The following is a 20749-nucleotide window of genomic DNA, read 5'->3' as shown; positions in this document are numbered from 1 at the left end:
CGCTTGATTGTCTTGCGTGAGACACATCGATCCACCACCTCTTCGTCGACACACACGCCATCCATGTCATCCAATACTTTATCGTCCGCCAGCCCGACGCCGTCCGAGGCGCTGTTAGCCCTTTCGCACGTCTCCAAACGCTTCGATACCCGGAGCGCACACCCCGTATTGGATAGCGTGAATTTGCATGTCCAACAGGGAGAATGCATCGCGATTGTTGGCGCGAGCGGCTGTGGCAAGTCAACCCTGCTGCGGCTGGTGGCAGGTCTTGATACCGAATACGATGGCGATATAACGTTCAATGGCGCACCGGTCCGCGACACGTCGCTAGAGCGCGGAATCGTGTTTCAAGACCATCGGCTCTTTCCCTGGCGCACCGTTGAACAGAATATCGCGGTGGCGTTGCGCAATGCCGGCTTGTCGCGAGAAACAAAACAGAAGACGGTGGCCGAGCATATCGAACTCGTCGGACTCAAAGGGTACGCACACCATTTTCCGAATCAGTTATCGGGCGGCATGGCGCAGCGTGTGGCAATCGCGCGCGGCCTGGTCAATCGCCCCAAGCTATTGCTTCTCGATGAACCTTTCGGCGCACTGGATGCACTCACGCGCGCGCGGATGCAACAGGAACTGCAACGTATATGGGAAGCGGGAAACATCACCATGGTTCTCGTCACGCACGATGTCGACGAAGCTGTCTTTCTTGCTGACAGAGTCGTGGTCATGAAGCCCCACCCGGGGCATATCGCGCGAATCGTCGACATCAAGCTGCCCCGCCCAAGACAGCGCACACATCCGCTTGTAAGCCGTATTCGCGAAGACATTCTGTCGGATTTCAGCGAAGCCTGAGTTGTCGCACCCGCACCGCTCGAACGACCCGTTGACACCGGCGACGAACTTGCCGCACGCGTGTCCCCGTTGCCGCACCGAACACAGGCGTCCTCAAAGTCAGGGCAATGTGCCGTAGCGCAAGGGAAAACCACCGACAAACGTCTCGCGAAGATAGGTCGTGAATAAATCGATGGCTCTTGGAACCTGTGACGCGTAAGGTCTTACGACGAATAACTGGTCGGCAAAGGCATTGGTCAGATACCAGTCATCGAGCAATATCTGCAGCCGTCCATCCCGTATTGCCGCTTGCGCCGTGAAATCCGGAAGCAGCGCGATACCAAGACCGTCAAGCGCCGCATCGCGTAGCGACTCACTGTTATTTGCCGCAAATGCGCCGTCCACTTTTACCACGTGAACCGACTCCGGGGTTCGTTTCTCCGATTTCGGTTGAAATGCCCACTCGGTGGGTCCGCGCGCACGAAGGTAAAACAGGCAGTCATGCCGGGCCAAATCACCGGGATGCTCAGGACGTCCTTTTTGCTCCAGGTATTCCCGCGTTGCCACAATCACCGATTTCGTCTCACAAAGTTTCAGGGCGACATGCGTATCCGGGACGTGCGCGCTATGACGGACCGCCAGGTCGAACCCTTCCGTCGAAATCGCGCTGAGTCGATCCGAGACTTCAAGCTCCACTTTCACCTCGGGATTTTCCCGCAGGAACGACGCCATTTTCGGCACCAGTTGCTGACGGGCGAATGCCACCGGCGCGGTCACCCTTATCACCCCTCGCGCCACGCCCGCCATCTCCCGCACGTTCAAAAAGTGTGAGGCAATTTCCTCGAACTGCGATTTCGTGCTTTCCACCAGTCGCTCGCCCGCATCGGTGAATCGCACGCTACGCGTGGTTCGTTGCACCAGCGCGATACCCGCGGCACGCTCCAACTCGGCGATTTTCTGGCTCATGGCGGCTTTGCTGACGTGCAACCGTGCGGCGGCCCGGGTGTACGATCCCTGCTCACTGAGTACCACAAGCCAGTGAAGATGGACCCAAAGACCTTCGACACTTGCCATTTCATTCACGCGATTGTTCATAGGAAAAAACAATGTGTTTTGAAAACGCCGCTTTTCGGCCTGGTTTTTCGGTCATAGACTACCAATACTGAACAGTCAACCCGAAAGGTGTCACATGCAAAGTTATCAGGCAACCGCCGACGTCACGCATTTCATTGGGGGCGTCGAGGTTCGTGGTGCAGGCACTCGGACGCAACCCGTTTTCAACCCCGCGACCGGCCAATCACACCGAAAACTCTTGCTCGGCGACACCGCCGATGTCGACGCCGCCGTGGCAGCTGCAAAAGCGGCCTTCCCCAAGTGGGCCGACGTGCCGCCAATTCGCCGCGCACGCGTCATGCTCGCATTTCTCGCGTTGATGAATCAGCATAAGGACGAATTGGCAGCCATCATCACCGCCGAACACGGCAAGGTTTTTTCAGACGCACAGGGAGAAGTCACGCGCGGCATCGACATCATCGAATTCGCATGCGGCATCCCGCAATTGTTGAAGGGGGACTATACCGAGCAAGTATCCACGGGCATGGATAACTGGACGGTGCGACAGCCTCTCGGCGTGGTTGCCGGCATCACACCGTTCAATTTCCCTTGCATGGTACCTTGCTGGATGTATCCGGTCGCCATCGCCACCGGCAACACATTTATTCTGAAGCCCAGCGAGCGCGACCCGTCAGCGGCTATTTTCATGGCGCGATTGCTGAAAGAAGCTGGGCTTCCGGACGGCGTATTCAATGTCGTGCAAGGCGACAAAACGGTCGTCGATGCTCTCTTGCAGCACCCGGAGGTTCACGCAGTGAGTTTCGTCGGCTCGACGCCGATTGCGAATCATATCTATGAAACCGGTGCAAAAAACGGCAAACGCGTTCAAGCCCTGGGTGGTGCCAAGAATCATATGGTGGTGATGCCTGACGCCGACCTGGACCAAGCAATCGACGGTTTGATTGGCGCAGCCTATGGCTCGGCCGGGGAACGATGCATGGCGATTTCAGTGGCCGTCCTGGTCGGCGACGTTGCCGACAAAGTCATGCCGCGCCTGGCCGACCGCGCGCGTAACCTGGTCGTCAAGGACGGCATGGCACCCGACGCGGAAATGGGACCGGTGGTCACGCGGCAGGCGCTCGAACGCATAGAGAGTTACATCGACATCGGTGTGCAAGAAGGCGCGCAACTTGTCGTCGATGGACGCGGGCTGAAAGTAGCTGGCCGGGAGGAAGGTTTCTTTACCGGAGGCACTCTTTTTGACCATGTCACCCCGGAAATGCGGATTTATAAGGAAGAGATTTTCGGCCCGGTCCTGGCATGTGTACGGGTCAAGGATTTTGCGGCGGCAGTGGCGCTCGTCAATAATCATGAATTTGGCAACGGCGTGGCATGCTATACCCGCGACGGGAATATCGCGCGCGAATTCGGGCGGCAGATTCAGGTTGGCATGGTCGGGATCAACGTCCCTATTCCGGTTCCCATGGCGTGGCACGGCTTTGGTGGCTGGAAACGCAGCCTGTTCGGCGACATGCATGCGTATGGGGAAGAAGGCGTACGCTTCTACACGAAGCAAAAGTCGATCCTCCAACGCTGGCCGGAGAGCATCGGGAAAGGCGCCGAGTTCGCCATGCCAATCTCGAAATAATAGATCGACGTAACACGTCGCGTTTCGAGCGCCGGCCCGGATCGGTCGGCGCCGCCGTCACGTATCGCGCCCGCGCCCGACATAGATGGGCATTACCTCTGCCCCCAACTTACAAGGGCGGTGCGCAGAAGTATGCACGGTACATGAAGCCCTCGCCCTAAAGCCGCACCACTTGTCCACCTTGCAACGCCTCACGCAACGCAATGCCGATACGGGTGGCCTCACGCGCGTCATCCAGCGTGAGGCCTGTCGCGGGGCCGCCCCGCAATGCGCCGATGAACGCCCGCGCCTCGTGCAAGAAGGCAGCCTCGAAACGTTCGAAGAAGGTCGGCGTACATTCGTTGCGCACACCATGCTCGTCGGCAATCTCCACGCGATTGGCCCGGGGATTGTGTCCCACAGCAAGCACTCCACCCGTGCCGATGATCTCCGTTTGTGCATCGTGCCCGTGCGACATCGTCCGCGAAGCATAGAACACCGCCAATTTCCCGTCTTCAAACTCGCAGACACCCACACCATTGTCGATATCGCCGCATTCGCGCAGACCCTCGTGCAAGGCGATCGTCCCGCTCGCGAAAACGCGTGTCGGCTTTGGATTACCGAGTAGCCAGCGCACCAGATCGATGTCGTGGACGCTGCAGTCGAGAAACAGTCCTCCCGAGGTCGGTGCGAAGCGCACGAAAAATCCATCGGGATCATTCTTGTCGCACGTTTGCGAGCGCACCATGAATGGCCGGCCGATCATACCCTGCCCGAGCTTCTCGAAAGCGTCGCGGTAGCTCGGATCGAACCGCCGCACAAAGCCGATCATCACCTGGAGATGAGGATGCCGTGCATGCTCCGCTATCACAAGGTTGCAGTCGGCGAGATCAAGCGAGAGCGGCTTTTCGCAGAAGACATGCTTGCCCGCGCGCAAGGCGTCGATGATCTGCGCCGGATGTAGTGACGTCGGTGTGACGAGCCAGACAGCGTCGATCTCGTCGTCGGCGAGCAGTGCGGCATAATCACTGTAAAGCCGAAGCACGGGCAGATTCGCGCTTGCCCACTCACGTTCCTCCTGCAACGGGCTGCATGCGGCCGCCAGCACCGCGCCCGGCACCTGCCAGGCAAGGTTTTCCGCGTGGCGTCGACCGAGCCGTCCTAGCCCGACAATGCCAACCTGAACGGGCACGCTCATACCGCGCGCTCCCCAAACGTGACGATGCGGCCTTCCTTCCAGGAAAGCGTCGCGGCTTCGGCAAGTTCAAGCGCTTTCATACCGTCCGCAACGGTCGTGCGCACGGGCTTGGCCGTCGTCACGGCGTCAAGGAAATGCGCGATTTCGAGGGCGTACGCGGCGCGATAACGTTCGAGGAAGAACGCCTCGGGCACGTCATTCGATACCGCCTGCTTCGTGTACGCCGTCACTTCGGTCGGTCGCACGTTGCCTGCCTGCAGCATGCCCTCGCTACCAAGCAGTTCAAAGCGCTGATCGTAGCCGTAGGCCGCCCGCCGCGTCGTATTGATCTGGCACAAACGCCCGCGTTTCGTGCGAATCGTGACTGCCGCGGAGTCGATATCGCCCACCGCGGCAATGGCCGGATCGGTCAGGCAACTGCCGGTTGCGTGCAACGTATCGGCTTCATCGTCGAGCATCCAGCGGAAAATGTCGAAGTCATGGATCAGCATGTCCTTGAAGATGCCACCAGAATGGCGGAGGTAATCGACCGGCGGCGCACCCGGATCGCGGCTCGTCACCACCAGCATTTCCGGCACGCCGATCTCGCCCGCGTCTACGCGTGCCTTGAGGGCGGAAAATGTCGGATCGAAGCGGCGCTGAAAACCGATCATGCACACGACGCCGGCCTGCGCGACCGCATCGGCACACGCTCGCGCACGCGCGAGCGTGAGATCCACCGGCTTCTCACAGAAAACATGCTTCCCCTGCGCCGCCGATTGCAGGATCAGGTCGGCGTGCGTATCGGTACTGGAACAGATCACCGTCGCGCCGATCGCGGCATCGCCCATGGCCCCGTCCCTATCGGCAACCCGCGCGCCGTGTCGAGCGGCGAGCGTCGCGGCGGCGGCGCTGTTCACATCCACCACGTATTTAAGCCTTACGCCCGGCTGGCGCGCGAGATTCGCCGCATGGATCGTACCAATCCGCCCCGCCCCGAACACCGCCACATCAATCGTCATAGCCGCCGGTCTCCTTGGATTCTTCCACGTTCAACTCGAGCCGGTACGCAAGCGCAATGAAAAGCGCCTGGCACAGGCAGATCGTGCTCGTGAGGGAACGGAACGCGAACGCGCTACCTTCCTTCACGAACAAATACGCGCTCGCGTGACGCGCGAGCGGCGAAAGCTGGCTGTCGGTGATGACAAGCGTGCGGGCGCCATGATGCTGCGCCGCGCGCACGCAGTACTGCGTCTCCTTGCCGTAGGGCGCGAAACTGATGGCAATCACCACGTCGCCTTTTCTCACGCTGCGGATCTGCTCGCGATACATGCCGCCAAAACCGGAGATCAAATGCACACGCTTCTTCGTGTGCTGCAATGCGTAAACGATGTAGGTTGCCACCGGAAACGAGCGCCGCACCCCGACCACGTAGATGTTTTCCGCTTGCCGGAGCATTTCCACGGCAGCCTCGAACTGCTTGTCGTCGAGACCCGCCTCAAGTTCTCCCAGCCCGCTACGAGACGCCTCGATGAACTCACGCGCCACGGCCACGCATGAAAGCTTGCCGGGTTTCTCGTTGATGAGTTTGCGGATGCGCTGCTGGTAACTCTGTGCGCCCCCCCCTTGCCCCGTGTACGCCTGGCGAAACACCGCCTGAAGATCCGAGAAGCCGGAAAACCCGAAACGTTGGGCAAACCGCACCACGGCGGACGGGTGCACGTCACACGCCGTCGCAATGTCGCTCGTGCGATCCATCATCACGTTCGCGCGGTGCTGGTCGATATAGGTCGCGACGCTCTTCAACTGGCGCGGCAAGGTGTCGAATGCTGCCGTGATGCGCTGCATCAGTTCGTCGACGCCCAATTGCTCCGCTCCGTTCTCTTCCTGCATGGTGCTTTCTCAAAATTGCAACGATGCTCGGAAGTATAGGGAAGTCGCAGCGCAAATGGAACGTATTTTCTATTTATGAGATGGTTAAACTTCCTATTGCAAAGCCGTCACCGTTGCCCTACTCTTGGTCGTGAACGGCCTCGCGGACACATCGACCGTTCCATTAAAAAGACAACCGAAACAGGTGGAGACAAATGACATTCTGCAACGGCCGGGCTGCGCTCCGTGCGCTGGCGGCTGCCGTCGCGTTGTGCGGCGCAGCGGCAATAACCTCGCCGACGGCAACGGCCGCCGACGCGAAGTTCGTCCTGATCAGCCACGCGCCCGACTCGGACTCGTGGTGGAACACCATCAAGAACGCCATCAAGCAGGCGGATGAAGACTTCAACGTCCAGACCGACTACCGTAACCCGCCGAATGGCGACCTCGCCGACATGGCACGTCTGATCGAGCAGTCGGCGGCACGCAACTACGACGGCGTGATCAGCACGATCGCAGACTACGACGTGCTGAAAAGTTCGATAAACAAAGTAACGGCGAAAAAAATTCCGCTGGTCACGATCAATTCGGGCACCGAGGAACAGAGCGCGCAGCTGGGTGCCATCATGCACGTCGGCCAGCCGGAATACGTGGCGGGCAAAGCGGCCGGCGAAAGGGCGAAAGCGGCCGGCATCAAATCGTTCCTGTGCGTGAACCACCTCGCCACCAACGTCGTGTCATTCGATCGCTGTCGTGGCTTTGCCGACGCGATCGGTGTGGACTACAGGCCCGCCACGCTCGATTCCGGCCAGGACCCAACCGAAATCCAGTCCAAGGTGAGCGCGTACCTGCGCAACCATCCGAACACGCAGGCCATCCTGACGCTCGGACCCACACCGGCCGCAGCCACCCTCAAAGCCGTGCAACAAATGGGCCTTGCCAACAAGATCTGGTTCGCCACCTTCGACTTCTCCGACGATATCGCCAAAGCCATCCAGGCCGGCACGATCCAGTTCGCCATCGACCAGCAGCCCTATCTGCAAGGCTACATTCCGGTTGCGGTGCTGGCCATCGTGAAAAAAGACAAGACCACTGATCCGGTAAAGATCCGCCAGATTCTCGAGGCGAATCCGAAATTCCAGGCGCGCCTGGCGACTTATGGCCTGCAACCGTCATATGGGCCGAAGAACATCCGTTCGGGCCCGGGTTTCATCACGAAAGAGAATATCGACAAGGTACTGAAATATGCGGGCCAGTACCGCTGACCGGTTGATCCGTCCGTTGCCGGAAAAACGCGAGCCCGGGCCGTCCTCGAACGCGCGTCGCATCCGCTGCAACCGCACGCCTGATTCCCATGCCGAGAGGCATGGCTGGCGCGCGCGTATCAACGCACCGCATTGAATAGGTTTCAAGGAGCCATCATGGGCTTAGCCGGCAAACATTACCCTCCCCGGTACCCAAAGTCGTCCGGGGTGGTTGAAAAAGACGCGCAGGACGACGAGCGCGTCCGGCGCGAATCGTGGTTCGGCCATCTGCTGAATCGCCCCGAATTCGCCGCCATCTCCGGCACCGTGCTCGTCTTTGCGATATTCGGGTTCGGGGCAGGCAGTTCGGGCATGTTCAATCTCGATGGCGTGATGAACTGGTCGCAGGTCGCCGCCTATCTCGGGCTGCTTGCGGTAGGTGCATGCCTTTTGATGATCGCAGGAGAATTCGATCTCTCCATCGGATCGATGATCGGCTTTAGCGGCATGATGGTCGCGATTCCCTCGGTGTACTTCCATTGGCCGATCTCACTCGCGATCCTCTTCGCGTTCATTGCCTCCATGCTGCTCGGTGCGCTCAACGGCTATATCGTGATGAAGACGCGCCTGCCGTCGTTCATTGTGACGCTCGCGTTTCTCTTTATCCTGCGCGGCCTCACGCTCGCGCTTTCCATCTTGTTCGCTGACCGCACCATCGTCTCGGGCGTCGGCGACATCGCACAGGCGGACCGGATCACAAACACGCTTTTTCATGGCGTCGCGTTCCACGGCTTTTTCACGGCGCTCGCCCACATGGGCCTGCTTCAATTGCTTGATAATGGCGAGCCACTCGTGCCAGGCATTCCAAAAGTGCTTCTCTGGTGGTTCGCGCTTGCAGCGGTCAGCGCCTTCGTGCTTGCCAAGACGCGCTACGGCAACTGGATTCTCTCGGTGGGTGGCGACGCCAATGCGGCAAAGAACGTGGGCATACCGGTCAAGCGCGTGAAAATCTCCCTCTTCGTGCTGACCGCCTTCTGCGCATGCCTGTTCGCCGTGCTCCAGGTATGCGATATCGGCTCGGCCGCCGCCGATCGCGGCTTGCAAAAGGAGTTCGAAGCCATCATCGCTGCCGTCATCGGCGGCACGCTGCTCACGGGCGGCTATGGGTCGGTCATCGGGGCATGCTTTGGCGCGCTGATCTTTGGCGTCGTGCAGATCGGCATCACCTATACGAACGTCAGTTCCGACTGGTTCCGTGTGTTCCTGGGCGTGATGCTGCTGCTCGCCGTGCTTTTCAACCACTACGTGCGCCGCCGCGTGTCGCAGGCACAATGAGCGAGGAAATCGTCATGTCCACCGACTCTTTCACGCCAAGCGACGATGTCATTCTTGCGCTTGACAACGTCAGCAAGTTCTTCGGGAAGGTCATCGCACTCAATGGCGTCACCTTGCATCTGCGGCGGGGAGAAGTGCATTGCCTGCTCGGCGACAACGGCGCTGGCAAGTCCACGCTGATCAAGATGCTCGCCGGCGTGCATGCGCCCTCCTCCGGCCAGTATCTCGTCGATGGCAAGCCGGTGATGTTCCAGTCCCCCAAGGAGGCGCTGGACTTAGGCATCGCGACTGTCTACCAGGATCTCGCGCTCGTGCCGCTCCTGTCCGTAGCGCGCAATTTCTTCATGGGCCGTGAACCACAAAGAAAATATCTCGGCCTCTTCAACGTGATGGACCTTGATCTTGCCGCCGAAACCGCTCGCGCGAAGCTTGCCGAAATGGGCATCCACGTACGCGACCCGCATCAACCCATCGGCACCATGTCCGGCGGCGAAAAGCAGTGCTTGGCGATTGCACGCGCGATCCACTTCGGCGCGCGCGTACTGATCCTCGACGAACCCACTGCCGCACTCGGCGTGAAGCAGAGTTTCAACGTGCTGCGGCTGATCCATGCGGCGCGCGCCAAAGGCATCTCCGTGATTTTCATCACCCACAACGTGCACCATGCCTATCCGATTGGCGATTCCTTCACGCTGCTCAATCGCGGGCGCTCGCTCGGCACGTTCACCAAGGACACCATCACGAAGAACGAAGTGCTCGACATGATGGCGGGAGGTGCCGAAATGCAGCGGATGATCGAAGAACTGGAAGGGGCGACGGTCTGACCGTTGAACAAGGATTACGCACCGGAACGCGACATGTCAGTGAAAAACGAATCACGCGCTGAAATCCATTTTGACCGTCACCGCGCGCTCGACATCATCTGCCTGGGTCGACTTGGCGTCGACCTTTATGCACAGCAGGTTGGTGCGCGTCTCGAAGACGTCTCGACGTTCGCGAAGTATCTCGGCGGTTCATCGGCGAACATCGCGTTTGGCGCGGCGCGACTTGGCCTGAAATCGGCAATGCTCACGCGCGTCGGTGACGACCATATGGGCCGCTTCCTCCTGGAGACACTCCAGCGCGAAGGCTGCGACACGCGCTACATCAAGGTGGATCCCGAACGGCTTACGGCGCTCGTGCTCCTAGGCATCGAAGACCGCGACACCTTTCCGCTCGTGTTCTATCGCGAAAACTGCGCCGACATGGCGGTAGATGAAAGCGACGTCGACGAAGCATTCATCGCGTCCGCGAAATCGCTGCTGATCACGGGCACGCACTTCTCCACGCCGCAGGTTAACCGCACGAGCCGCCGTGCCCTCGAATACGCGCACCGCAACGACGTGCGTACCATACTCGATATCGACTACAGGCCGGTGTTGTGGGGGCTGACCGGCAAAGCGGATGGCGAAACACGCTTTATCGCGAACGAAGGCGTGACCGCGCATCTGCAAGGCATCCTGCCGCTGATGGATCTCGTGATCGGCACCGAGGAAGAGTTTCGCATCGCAGGAGGACACGACGACCTCGTCGACTCCCTCGCGGCCGTACGGCGTGTGACCGGCGCCACGCTCGTGGTCAAGCGGGGACCGCTCGGCTGCTCGATCATCGACGGCGCGGTGCCGCCGACACTCGACGCCACACTGATCCATCGCGGTGTGCAGGTGGAAGTGCTGAATGTGCTGGGTGCGGGTGACGCGTTCGCCGCGGGCTTTCTTTCCAAATGGCTGCGTGACGCGTCACCCGAGGCGTGCGCACGCACCGCCAACGCCTGCGGCGCATTGGTGGTGTCACGCCATGGATGCGCGCCGGCCATGCCCACGTCCGCGGAACTCGATTATTTCCTCGACGCCGCGAGCCGTGAGCCTGAACGCATGCGTCGTCCGGACCGCGATGCCCACCTCGCGCGCCTGCATCGCACCAGTCCCGCACGCAGGCAATGGGACGAAGTGCTTGGCTTCGCCTTCGATCATCGTCCGCAATTCTTCGAACTCGCACAGCAGAGCGGCGCGGGCGAGGAGCGTATCGCGACACTCAAGCGCCTCTTCGTCGAGGCGGTGGCCGAGACCGAGCAACAATGCGGACTCGCAGGGCGCATCGGCGTGCTGATCGACGGGCGCTATGGTCAGGATGCCCTCAACGCGGCGACCGGGCGCGGATGGTGGATCGCGCGACCCGTGGAGATGCCAGGGTCGCTGCCGCTCGTATTCGACCAAGGTCGCTCGATCGGCACGACGCTGGCCGATTGGCCGCGCGAGCATATCGTCAAATGTCTCGTGCAGTTTCATCCCGACCATCCCCATGATGTGCGGCTCGAACAGGAAGCGCAGATCCGCGCCCTTTATGACGCGACGCAGGCAAGCGGTCACGCGTTGCTGCTCGAAGTGATCGTGCCGAAAACCGGACCGATCGCCGAGGAGGACAGCGTTTATCGTGCGCTCAAGCGCCTCTATAACCTCGGCATCTATCCGGATTGGTGGAAGCTGGAGTCCATGAGCGCGACGCAATGGCAGGCCATCGACGCACTGATCGCCGAGCGCGACCCTGCCTGCCAGGGCGTGGTGCTACTCGGGCTGTCGGCGCCAGTCGAGCAGTTAGGCGAGGCATTCGTGGCGGCGGCGGCATCCGCGACATGCCGTGGCTTCACGGTCGGACGGACCATCTTTCATGATCCCAGCCGCGCATGGCTCGCCGGCGAAATCGACGACCGCGAACTGATCGCGCAGGTACGGCATACGTTCCAAACGCTGGTCGACGCATGGCGGAAGGTCCGCGCACCCGGAATGCCACGACGTCAGGAGCAGGCAGCATGAGCGCGCAGGCAACGACGGTCCGACTCACCACCGCCCAGGCGCTCGTGCGCTATATCGCGGCGTTGCGGGTGGCCACGGGCGAACCGCTCTTCGGCGGCGTCTTCGCGATCTTCGGACACGGCAATGTGGCAGGCATCGGCGAGGCGTTATACGCAGCGCGCGACACCCTGCCGACCTATCGGGCGCATAACGAACAGGCGATGGCGCATAGTGCCATCGCCTATGCAAAGGCGCATTTCCGCCAGCGCATGATGGCGGTCACCACCTCCATCGGGCCAGGCGCCACCAATCTCGTGACCGCGGCGGCACTCGCGCATGTGAACCGATTGCCGGTCTTGCTATTGCCGGGCGACATATTCGTCTCGCGTGCCCCCGACCCCGTCTTGCAACAGATAGAGGACACGCACGACGGCGGCATCTCGGCCAACGATGCCCTCAAACCGGTGTCGCGCTACTTCGACCGCATCATGCATCCGGCGCAATTGCTGAGTGCGCTACCGCGCGCGATTCGCGTGCTGACCGACGCGGCGCTGTGCGGGCCGGTAACGCTTGCCCTGCCGCAGGACGTGCAAGCAATGGCCTACGACTATCCGCTCGCGTTTTTCGCACCACGCACGATATCCTTCCATGCCCCGGCGCCGGTCGCACATGAAATCGATGCGGCCGCGCACGCCTTGCGTGAAGCGTACACGCCGCTGATCATCGCGGGCGGGGGCGTGCTGTATGGCGACGCAAGCGCGGCGCTTCGGCGCTTCGCGGAGCGCCATGGCGTGCCCGTCGCGGAAACACAGGCGGGAAAAAGTGCGCTCGCATGGGATCACCCGCTGAACGTGGGCGGCATCGGCGTAACCGGTTCGGCGGCAGCGAACGATCTCGCCAATACGGCAGACAGCGTGCTCGCCGTCGGCTCACGACTACAGGATTTCACCACCGGCTCGAATACGCTTTTCTCCCAAGCGCGCATCGTCGCGGTCAATGCGAATGGATTGGATGCGTTGAAGCAAGGCAGCATCGCCGTGGAAAGCGACGCGGCACCCGCGCTCGATGCGCTGAGCGCCGCGCTCGGGGACTGGCGTGCCGCGCCACAGTGGACCACCAGCGCGAAGGCCCTGGCCGGCGATTGGCGCGCCACCGTAGCTCGCGTCACCGGCACGCCCCCCGCAGACCACGCGCTGCCGCGCGAAGCCGACGTGATCGGCGCGGTGCAGCGCTCGCACGCCGAGTCGCCCGTCAACGACATCGTGGTGTGTGCGGCCGGCACACTTCCCGCCGATCTGCAGAAACTCTGGCGCGCGGGCGTGGCCGGCGCTTACCACGTCGAATATGGTTACTCCTGCATGGGCTATGAGATCGCGGGGGGCCTCGGCGTGAAGCTCGCGCGGCCGGACCGCGAAGTGATCGTGATCGTGGGCGACGGCAGCTATCTGATGATGAACAGCGAGCTGGCCACGTCCGTAATGCTCGGATGCAAGCTGATCGTGGTGCTACTCGACAACCGCGGCTATGGTTGCATCAACCGGCTGCAACAGGCGTGCGGCGGCGCCCCGTTCAACAATCTTATCGACGACTGCAGACAAGGACCGGACGGCGCGCCCTTCATCGATTTCGCAATGCATGCCCGCGCGCTCGGCGCGAGCGCCGAACACGTCTCCAACATCAGCCAACTCGAAGCCGCCATGCGACGCGCACGCGCCGCACATTACAGCTATCTCATCAGCATCGACACGGACCCGGCACGTCCGACGGAGGAAGGAGGCTGGTGGTGGGAAGTCGCGGTGCCGGAGGTCTCGGCACGGGCCTCGGTAAACCAGGCACGCGAGATCTACGAACGCGCCGTTGCAGCACGCGGACGCAAAAAGGACTAACACCATGAGCAGATTCGACGTACGCATCGGCATCAATCCGCTGTCGTGGATGAACGACGACCTGCCTTCGCTCGGTGGTGAAACGCCACTCGCCACGGCGCTGACCGAAGGCCGGCGGATCGGTTATGACGGTTTTGAGCTCGGCAACAAGTTTCCGCGCGAACCGCATGCCCTGAAGACGCTGCTTGACGCATACGATCTCGCGCTCGTCTCGGGCTGGTACTCGGGGCGCCTCGCCGAGCGCAGCGCCGAGGCGGAAATAGAAGCGGTCGGCCCTCATCTGGCTCTGCTGGCGAAGAACGGCGCGCGAGTAATGGTGTATGGCGAGGTCGCCCATTCGATCCAAGGTGCGCCACAACCACTTTATAAACGCCCACGCTTTTTTACCGATGCGCAATGGGACACGTACGCCGAGCGCCTCGACACGTTCGCGGCCTACACCCTCTCGCACGGTGTACGCGTCGCTTACCATCATCACATGGGCGCCTATATCGAAACCCCCGACGACGTGGATCGGCTGATGAGCCTGACCGACGATACGGTGGGCCTCCTGTTTGATGCGGGACACATCACATTCGCCGGGGGAGATCCGCTCGCCGTGCTGGATCGCCATGTCGCACGCGTATGCCACGTCCACTGCAAGGACGTGCGCACCGAGGTCGTCAAGCTGGCACGCAATCGCAACTGGAGTTTTCTGGAAGCCGTGGTCAACGGCGCGTTCACGGTTCCGGGCGACGGCGACATCGACTTCCCCGCGCTCATCGCACGCCTCAAAAAGCACGGATACCGCGGCTGGCTGGTGGTGGAGGCCGAGCAGGACCCGGTCATCGCGCCGAGCTACGCCTTCGCGCAAAAGGGGTATGACACTTTGCGCGCGCTCGTCGATTCCCATTCGAAGGAGGCAGCATGAACCTACTCGTGAAGGCTTCACGCGACGGCAAGACCATCGCGTGCGTGACACCGCAAAGCGCGGCGTGGAAACATGTCGGTTTTGCGGCCTACCGGCTTGCACCCGGCGAGAGCCTGTCACTCTACGAGACGGCGCGTGAGATGTGCATCGTGGTCTTGTCAGGCACGGTGACGATCGAGGCGGGCATGCACCGCTGGGAAAACATCGGCACGCGCGACAGCGTGTTCGAGGACACCGCACCGTACGCGGTCTATCTACCGCCCACCTTGACGGCTACCGTGCACGCGTCGCGCCACGCCGAGATCGGTGTCGCGAGCGCGCCCGCGACCGGCATGTATCCCCCACGCCTTATCGATCCGTCGCACATGAGCCGCTCGACGCGCGGCAAAGGGGCGAATACACGCTATATCTGCGATATTCTCCCGCAGACCGAGCCCGCCGAGGGATTGCTCGTCGTGGAAGTGAAGACGCCTGGCGGGCACGCATCGAGCTACCCACCGCACAAGCACGACCAGGACAACGTGCCGGTGGAAAGCGCGCTCGAGGAAACCTATTACCACCGGCTGAATCCGCCGCAAGGCTTCGCGTTTCAGCGCGTCTACACCGACCAGCGCGACCTCGACGAAACGATGGCCGTGGAAGATCATGACGTGGTGATGGTGCCGCGCGGCTATCATCCCGTGGTGGTGCCGTACGGCTATGACAACTACTACCTGAATGTCATGGCCGGCGACAAGCGCACCTGGCACTTCAAGAACGATCCGACGCACGCATGGATCGCCGAACGCGACGCGCGCGGCAACAGCGACACCTGATCAATGCCCCGGCAATGCGGGGCGGCAATCGTCGCGAATCGTCCGGCCGCGAAAAGCCTACTTAAGTCGATACACGCGAATCAGCACCGCATCGCGTGCCGGACGCAGGCTGTCGAGCGTTCCGACATACACGCCCTCGTTGATCCAACCGTACCGCCCCGACGGCGCAATCAGATCCAGATTCGAGAACACAGCCTGGCCGGGCGCACGCTGCGGCGGCGCAAGTACGTGATTCGACACGCTGATCACTGCACCGTCGTCGGTCTTCAACTCATAGGTGGCGGATAGTTGCTTGTAGCCGTCGCGACGCACCAGTTGCCGATCCGCCCCACCCGCCAGCACGGTTCCGTGAATATGCGGGCCGGTGAACGTGCCACCGACGATGGGCACCATCCGCCGCTCACCGATCGGCGATTCACCGAGTGACATCGTCGGCGCGAGATCACAGGTGATTTCCATCACGAGTTCGGTCGAAGGGGGATGCTCCGGCGGCGGTGACGGTATATCGGCCGCCTGGGCGGCCGCCACGGATACCAGCATCAGCAAGACGGCCAACCCCCGCGGTTTCAACCAAGTCGTTTTCATCGCATGTCTCCTGTTCATCGCGCTCACGACCCGACGCACACAAAACTCGACGCATCGTTCACGTCACCTTTCACATATCGCGCGGTCTGCGGATAGGGGCACAGTGGACGCGTCATCCCGGCCGGCAACTGCGACCCGGACTGACTACCCGCATGCGCGACGAGCGCACCCGGCGGGGTGCCACGCTCGACCCAGCCCACTATCGCCGCAAGCGAATCAAAGCTGTCGAGCGCATAGTCGCCACCCGCGCAATGGTTCATGCCCGGCACGATGTACAGGCGCGCGAATGCATCGGCGCGTGCACGGTATTTTTCGGAAAGCCGCCGATAGTAGTCGATGGAATCCAGCACGGAGAACACCGGATCGCTGCCGCCGTGATACATCAACAGCTTGCCGCCACGCGCCCTGAAACCGTCGAGATCAAGTGAATCAGCGTCCATGAATTCGACGGACGACTGCGGATATTCCGGGGTCTTCCGGTAGATTGAACGATCGAGATCGTCGAGCGACACCGTCTGGATATCAAACGTATCGCGGGGCGGCGTCGAGAACACGTACTGCATCGATCCAGCACCCAGCGTTTCGGCGAGCGACGGATTCGTGCTGTCACCCAGCTTCCATTGACGCCAGTTCGCACTACCAATCCCCGAGTCATACGGCCAGCGCGCATACAACGGGCGACCATCGGATGATTTCGCACCATCGAACACCTCGTGCAGCGCGGTAACCTGCGCCGGGCGCAAGCACTGCTCGGTCTGACCCGCCCGGCACTGCAGTTCCACCGGATCGAACCGGCAGGTGTCCGGCCGGTAATCGAAGCCGTCGCTGTTGCCGCAGCGCGCGCGCGCGGCCGTGGCGACGAGATTAAGATCCGCATTCGAGAACGCCTGGCCGAGCAACACACGCCCGTCCGAGGCGCGCGGCGCGGCGCGGGAGAAAGCCTGCGTGTCGGCAACCTGCGCGATGGCCGCGTGCGGTAAGCGGAAACCAGGATCACCTGCGATGATGCCATCGTATTCGCTGCCATAGCGCTGCATCGCTTCCATCGCTTCCTGGCCGCCTTTCGAGCAGCCGGCGAAATAGGAATGCTTCGGCCCGATGCCGTAGAATGCGCCAATCAATTGCTTCGCGGCGCGCGTGACCGGGCCGATCGATGCATAGCCGTAATCCACACGTGCCTGGGGATCAACACCGAAGCCGACGTTCTGGTCGGCGGTGTGGCCGGCATCGGAACTGACGACGGCAAAGCCGCGCGCCAATGCACGCGGACCGTCTCGCCACGACGGGATCGTGCCGGTAGCCGGCAGCACCACGCCATCACTACCGCCGCCGCCCTGGTAGAAGAAGCGTCCCGCCCATACGAGCGGCAAACGCAATTGGAAGTGAATGCCGTATTGCGCATTGGTCGAAGCGGCGCCGTTCACCGTGACCGGCGCGGGCCGGCCGGTGCGCGACGCGAGCACGCCCTCGACGAGGCAATGCGCCGGTAGCGTCTCGGAAGGCTTGCCGTTGACCGCGTCGACCCATTTCGCCGACGTGACCGTGCCATCGGGTATCGCGCTTTCAGCAAGGCGCGCGCACATCTGTGCGCTACTATCGGCGTCGCGCCGCGCGACCGACGAAGCCGAGCCGGACGATGCCGATGCCGACAGGGCCGCCCCCGAATAGCCAGCCACGCCAGCGGCCAGCACGACCATCCATGCAACCTTGCCGGCCGATACTTTCGCTACGCCGGCGCCACCCGGGCGATGCACCGCGTTATCGTGATCCATCTGCATTTCGTGTCGTCTCCCGCTTGTCGTCGTTACGCACGCGACCACTGCGTGCGTGGTTGCATTGTGCCGCTACGCGTGGTCAGAACTTATGCGAGATGCCGACGCCGACTGCCGTCGTGTTCTGTCCTGCCACGCCGCCCGTCAGCGATGCGGTCATCAGATTCGTTAGCCCATTCGCGCCTTTCTTCGCATTCATCCAACCAACATAGCCGTATACGCTGGTCGCCTTCGACAGCAGATAATCATCGCTCAACACGACGGTGGTGGTCGCATTCTGCGTGTTCTTCCGATCCTCGGCCCAGTAGTAGGCGAGTGTCAGCCGCGTCGCGGGCGTCACATTCCAGTTAGCGCCCGCTTGGAGCACGCGGATGTCGGACGGACCCGTCACCCCGAACTGTGAAATGGCATTGCCCAACGGCTGGTCGTAGTCGGTCCACGCCGCCTTCAGCGTGACCGTGCCAAGCCGGTAGCCGCCACCGAGCGACCATACACGCAGGTCACGCGTGCCGGTCGTGTCGTTCTTCTGCACGTATGCCACCTCGGCGATCAGCGGGTCGCCCGTATAGGCAGCGCCGGCCGACACCGTCTGCCCTTGCGCAAGGCTGCCGGACTGGTTGCCGAAGTGGTACAGCACGCCAGCGTAGACGCTATCAGTGCGATACGTATACGCGAGTGAATTGGATTCATACACGGTGACAGCTGAGCTCGTGCTCCTGCCTTCGTTGAAATTCCAGAAGCCGGCCGCGCTGAACGCCTGCTTCAGGTCGCGCGGGTCGACACGACCGAATGCGTAATACGCGGGATCTTGCTGCAAACCTGCGGTCACCTGGCCGTACGGCGTGCGCAAAAACACGTTTGCATAATGGCCGAACAACGTATTGGTTGCCGACAGCGCGCCCGTGCCGAGACTGAACTGCCCTTCCAACTGGAAGCCAGCCTTCAGGCCGCCGCCAAGATCCTCGATGCCGAGCAATCCGAAGCGATTGCTCGTATTGCCTCCCGAGCTGAACAGAAAGCTGCTATGAGAAGTCGGACCGCCCGCTCCCGGACCGCCGTTCTTGTTCTGGTAAAGCAGGCCGCCATCGACGACCCCGTACAACGTCACGTTGCTTTGCGCGTGCGCGACGCTGCCGATCGCACAGGCCGCGATGCAGACGAGTTTCTTCATGCTGTCTCCAATCTCCAAACCATCTGGCAGGATGGCAACTGTCCGGTATGCCCGGATGCCGCCTTTTTAGTTGCATCGCAAAGTCTGCCTTCTTGACATCCGCGACGTGTATTGCCCGATTCGACGTTGGCATCGGGCGCGCCAATGTCCGTTGTCGTGAAGCGCATCTTATATCAGGAAGCCTGATATTAAATCGCCAATGCGTACGGTTTAGTACAAACACCTAGCGTGGACCACACGGGTGTCGGGATGCGCGTACCGCCCTCATCCGCGACTCATTCATCGGCCGGTTGACGCCTCACGAGCAGCAGCGCGGCGAGCGCGGCCACCACCGTGACAGGGATGCTCGCGCCAATCACGACGGAGGTACTGCGTCCCATCGCAAGCAGTTGCGCGGCGGCGAGCGGTCCCACGACCGAGCCGACCCGCCCCACGGCAACGGCCGCCCCGACGCCGGTACCGCGCATGGCCGTGGGATAATAAATCGCCGCTAGCGCATACAGCACCGACTGTCCACCGATCACGAACATCCCCGCGGCAAATGCGGCCGCCGCCAACGTCGTGAAACCGGGTGCGAGCGCCAGGGCCGCGAGCGACACGACGATTGCGGTGTACATGCCACCCACGACGCGCGCCGCGCCGAGTCGGTCGGTCAACATGCCGATGCCGAGCGCACCGAGCCCTCCGCCGATATTGAAGCAGATCTGCACCATGCCGACCTCCGCGCGGCCGAGTCCGCGCGCGGCCATCAGCGACGGCAGCCAGTTCAACAGGAAGTACAGCACGATCAGCGTGCAGAAGTAGCTGAGCCACAACGCCAGCGTCGCAGGCGTGCGACCGCCGCCGAACAGCACGGTGCGAACACTCGCCGGTTCACTGCGTGTACTGGCCGCGTCGAGATACGCGCGCGACTCAGGCAGCATCAAGGCAAGAAGCGGCACCAGCAGCAGCGGCCCGACGCCGCCGACATAGAAGATATGACGCCATTCGGTATCGCTTGCCAGCAGGACACCGATCAGCGAAGCGATTACACCGCCGAACGGAATGCCGCAATACATCGCGCTGACCGCCGTGCCGCGCCGATTCGGCGCAACCACCTCCGATGACAACGCGATCAGGTTCGGCATCGCGCCGCCCAGACCGATCCCGGTGAGAACCCGCACGACCGTCAGCATGGCAAAGCTCGACACCTGTGCGGTCGCGAGCGACAGCAACCCGAACAGGCAGACCGATGCAATCAGCACGCGCTTACGGCCGTAGCGGTCCGCAAGCCGTCCCCCGAGCATCGCGCCCGGCAGCAGTCCGAACGTCCCTGCGCTGAAGGCCCAGCCCATCTGCCCAACCGACAGGCCGAATTCTCGCGCCATCCGCGGCGCCGCGACCCCGACCGATTGCAAGTCGAGCCCCTCGAGCAAGGCAATCGCGAAACACAGCGCGAGCGTCGCGGCGGTTCCTTGCCGCTGCGCTACATAGGTATTCATGCGTCGGTCTCCATTTGCACCGCTTGCGGACGTATGATGTGCCGCGGCAATGTCTGTTATCGGTTTTCTTTCATCATACGGATACCTAATTTTTCCTTTTCCGTATGCCCGTTGTGGCAGTGCGGCGCGACGGTGAGATCCGCCGCCCCGTCCGCCGATCGC

General features: G+C 61.9%; 17 protein-coding genes. 9 read left to right on the top strand and 8 right to left on the bottom strand.

Features of this window, described 5'->3' with window-relative positions:
• The first annotated feature begins 63 nt into the window (after positions 1 to 63).
• On the top strand, positions 64 to 849 hold the full coding sequence (locus WM40_RS11580) for an ABC transporter ATP-binding protein (RefSeq protein WP_024905224.1): 786 nt from the start codon (positions 64 to 66) through the stop codon (positions 847 to 849).
• A gap of 99 nt (positions 850 to 948) precedes the next feature.
• Here the strand turns inward: WM40_RS11580 and WM40_RS11575 are convergent, their stop codons facing one another.
• Positions 949 to 1923, bottom strand: coding sequence for a LysR family transcriptional regulator (locus WM40_RS11575; RefSeq protein ID WP_024905223.1), 975 nt, complete (start codon positions 1921 to 1923; stop codon positions 949 to 951).
• 94 nt (positions 1924 to 2017) lie between these two features.
• Here WM40_RS11575 and WM40_RS11570 point away from each other — a divergent pair, with 94 nt between their 5' ends.
• Entirely contained in the window at positions 2018 to 3529 is a 1512-nt protein-coding gene (locus WM40_RS11570) for a CoA-acylating methylmalonate-semialdehyde dehydrogenase (protein WP_046152927.1), read from the top strand.
• Between the two features lie 157 nt (positions 3530 to 3686).
• Here the strand turns inward: WM40_RS11570 and WM40_RS11565 are convergent, their stop codons facing one another.
• Genes WM40_RS11565 through WM40_RS11555 form a run of 3 tightly spaced genes read right to left on the bottom strand, consistent with a single transcriptional unit; the run spans position 3687 to position 6578 of the window.
• Positions 3687 to 4706 carry a Gfo/Idh/MocA family oxidoreductase gene (locus WM40_RS11565; protein ID WP_024905221.1) on the bottom strand — a complete coding sequence of 340 codons (1020 nt, stop codon included), beginning with the start codon at positions 4704 to 4706 and terminating at the stop codon, positions 3687 to 3689.
• Positions 4703 to 5707 carry an inositol 2-dehydrogenase gene (gene iolG / locus WM40_RS11560; RefSeq protein WP_024905220.1) on the bottom strand — a complete coding sequence of 335 codons (1005 nt, stop codon included), beginning with the start codon at positions 5705 to 5707 and terminating at the stop codon, positions 4703 to 4705. The genes WM40_RS11565 and iolG overlap by 4 nt, the downstream gene beginning before the upstream one ends.
• Positions 5697 to 6578, bottom strand: coding sequence for a MurR/RpiR family transcriptional regulator (locus tag WM40_RS11555; RefSeq protein ID WP_046152926.1), 882 nt, complete (start codon positions 6576 to 6578; stop codon positions 5697 to 5699). The genes iolG and WM40_RS11555 overlap by 11 nt, the downstream gene beginning before the upstream one ends.
• 194 nt (positions 6579 to 6772) lie before the next feature.
• Here WM40_RS11555 and WM40_RS11550 point away from each other — a divergent pair, with 194 nt between their 5' ends.
• The 7 genes from WM40_RS11550 to iolB all read left to right on the top strand — a co-directional run bounded on the left by WM40_RS11550 (position 6773) and on the right by iolB (position 15578).
• A complete protein-coding gene (locus WM40_RS11550; protein WP_024905218.1) occupies positions 6773 to 7822 on the top strand; it encodes a sugar ABC transporter substrate-binding protein in 1050 nt (349 codons plus the stop codon).
• A gap of 156 nt (positions 7823 to 7978) precedes the next feature.
• A complete protein-coding gene (locus tag WM40_RS11545; protein WP_046152925.1) occupies positions 7979 to 9136 on the top strand; it encodes an ABC transporter permease in 1158 nt (385 codons plus the stop codon).
• 14 nt (positions 9137 to 9150) lie between these two features.
• The gene (locus WM40_RS11540; protein ID WP_024905216.1) at positions 9151 to 9960 is read left to right on the top strand and encodes an ATP-binding cassette domain-containing protein; all 810 of its coding nucleotides are present in this window, start codon (positions 9151 to 9153) and stop codon (positions 9958 to 9960) included.
• Positions 9961 to 9993: 33 nt separating this feature from the next.
• Positions 9994 to 11988 carry a bifunctional 5-dehydro-2-deoxygluconokinase/5-dehydro-2-deoxyphosphogluconate aldolase gene (locus WM40_RS11535; protein WP_024905215.1) on the top strand — a complete coding sequence of 665 codons (1995 nt, stop codon included), beginning with the start codon at positions 9994 to 9996 and terminating at the stop codon, positions 11986 to 11988.
• Positions 11985 to 13853 carry a 3D-(3,5/4)-trihydroxycyclohexane-1,2-dione acylhydrolase (decyclizing) gene (gene iolD, locus WM40_RS11530; RefSeq protein ID WP_236693476.1) on the top strand — a complete coding sequence of 623 codons (1869 nt, stop codon included), beginning with the start codon at positions 11985 to 11987 and terminating at the stop codon, positions 13851 to 13853. The genes WM40_RS11535 and iolD overlap by 4 nt, the downstream gene beginning before the upstream one ends.
• A gap of 4 nt (positions 13854 to 13857) precedes the next feature.
• On the top strand, positions 13858 to 14763 hold the full coding sequence (gene iolE / locus WM40_RS11525; protein WP_024905214.1) for a myo-inosose-2 dehydratase: 906 nt from the start codon (positions 13858 to 13860) through the stop codon (positions 14761 to 14763).
• Positions 14760 to 15578, top strand: coding sequence for a 5-deoxy-glucuronate isomerase (iolB, locus tag WM40_RS11520; RefSeq protein WP_024905213.1), 819 nt, complete (start codon positions 14760 to 14762; stop codon positions 15576 to 15578). The genes iolE and iolB overlap by 4 nt, the downstream gene beginning before the upstream one ends.
• Positions 15579 to 15635: 57 nt before the next feature.
• Here the strand turns inward: iolB and WM40_RS11515 are convergent, their stop codons facing one another.
• The 4 genes from WM40_RS11515 to mhpT form a co-directional block, all read right to left on the bottom strand.
• Entirely contained in the window at positions 15636 to 16163 is a 528-nt protein-coding gene (locus WM40_RS11515) for a DUF3237 domain-containing protein (protein ID WP_024905212.1), read from the bottom strand.
• A 23-nt stretch (positions 16164 to 16186) separates the two neighbouring features.
• A complete protein-coding gene (locus WM40_RS11510) occupies positions 16187 to 17935 on the bottom strand; it encodes a tannase/feruloyl esterase family alpha/beta hydrolase (RefSeq protein ID WP_157685775.1) in 1749 nt (582 codons plus the stop codon).
• 82 nt (positions 17936 to 18017) lie between these two features.
• Positions 18018 to 19106: a porin gene (locus tag WM40_RS11505; protein ID WP_024903987.1), complete on the bottom strand. Its 1089-nt coding sequence runs from the start codon at positions 19104 to 19106 to the stop codon at positions 18018 to 18020.
• A gap of 275 nt (positions 19107 to 19381) precedes the next feature.
• Positions 19382 to 20587, bottom strand: a complete 1206-nt coding sequence (mhpT, locus tag WM40_RS11500; protein ID WP_024903986.1) for a 3-(3-hydroxy-phenyl)propionate transporter MhpT — start codon at positions 20585 to 20587, stop codon at positions 19382 to 19384.
• Positions 20588 to 20749: the final 162 nt, after the last annotated feature.

The sequence above is a fragment of the Robbsia andropogonis genome (assembly GCF_000970345.1).
Classification (GTDB): domain Bacteria; phylum Pseudomonadota; class Gammaproteobacteria; order Burkholderiales; family Burkholderiaceae; genus Robbsia; species Robbsia andropogonis.
The sequence above is the reverse complement of the archived record's forward strand: the minus strand, read 5'-3'. Positions and strand labels throughout refer to the sequence as shown.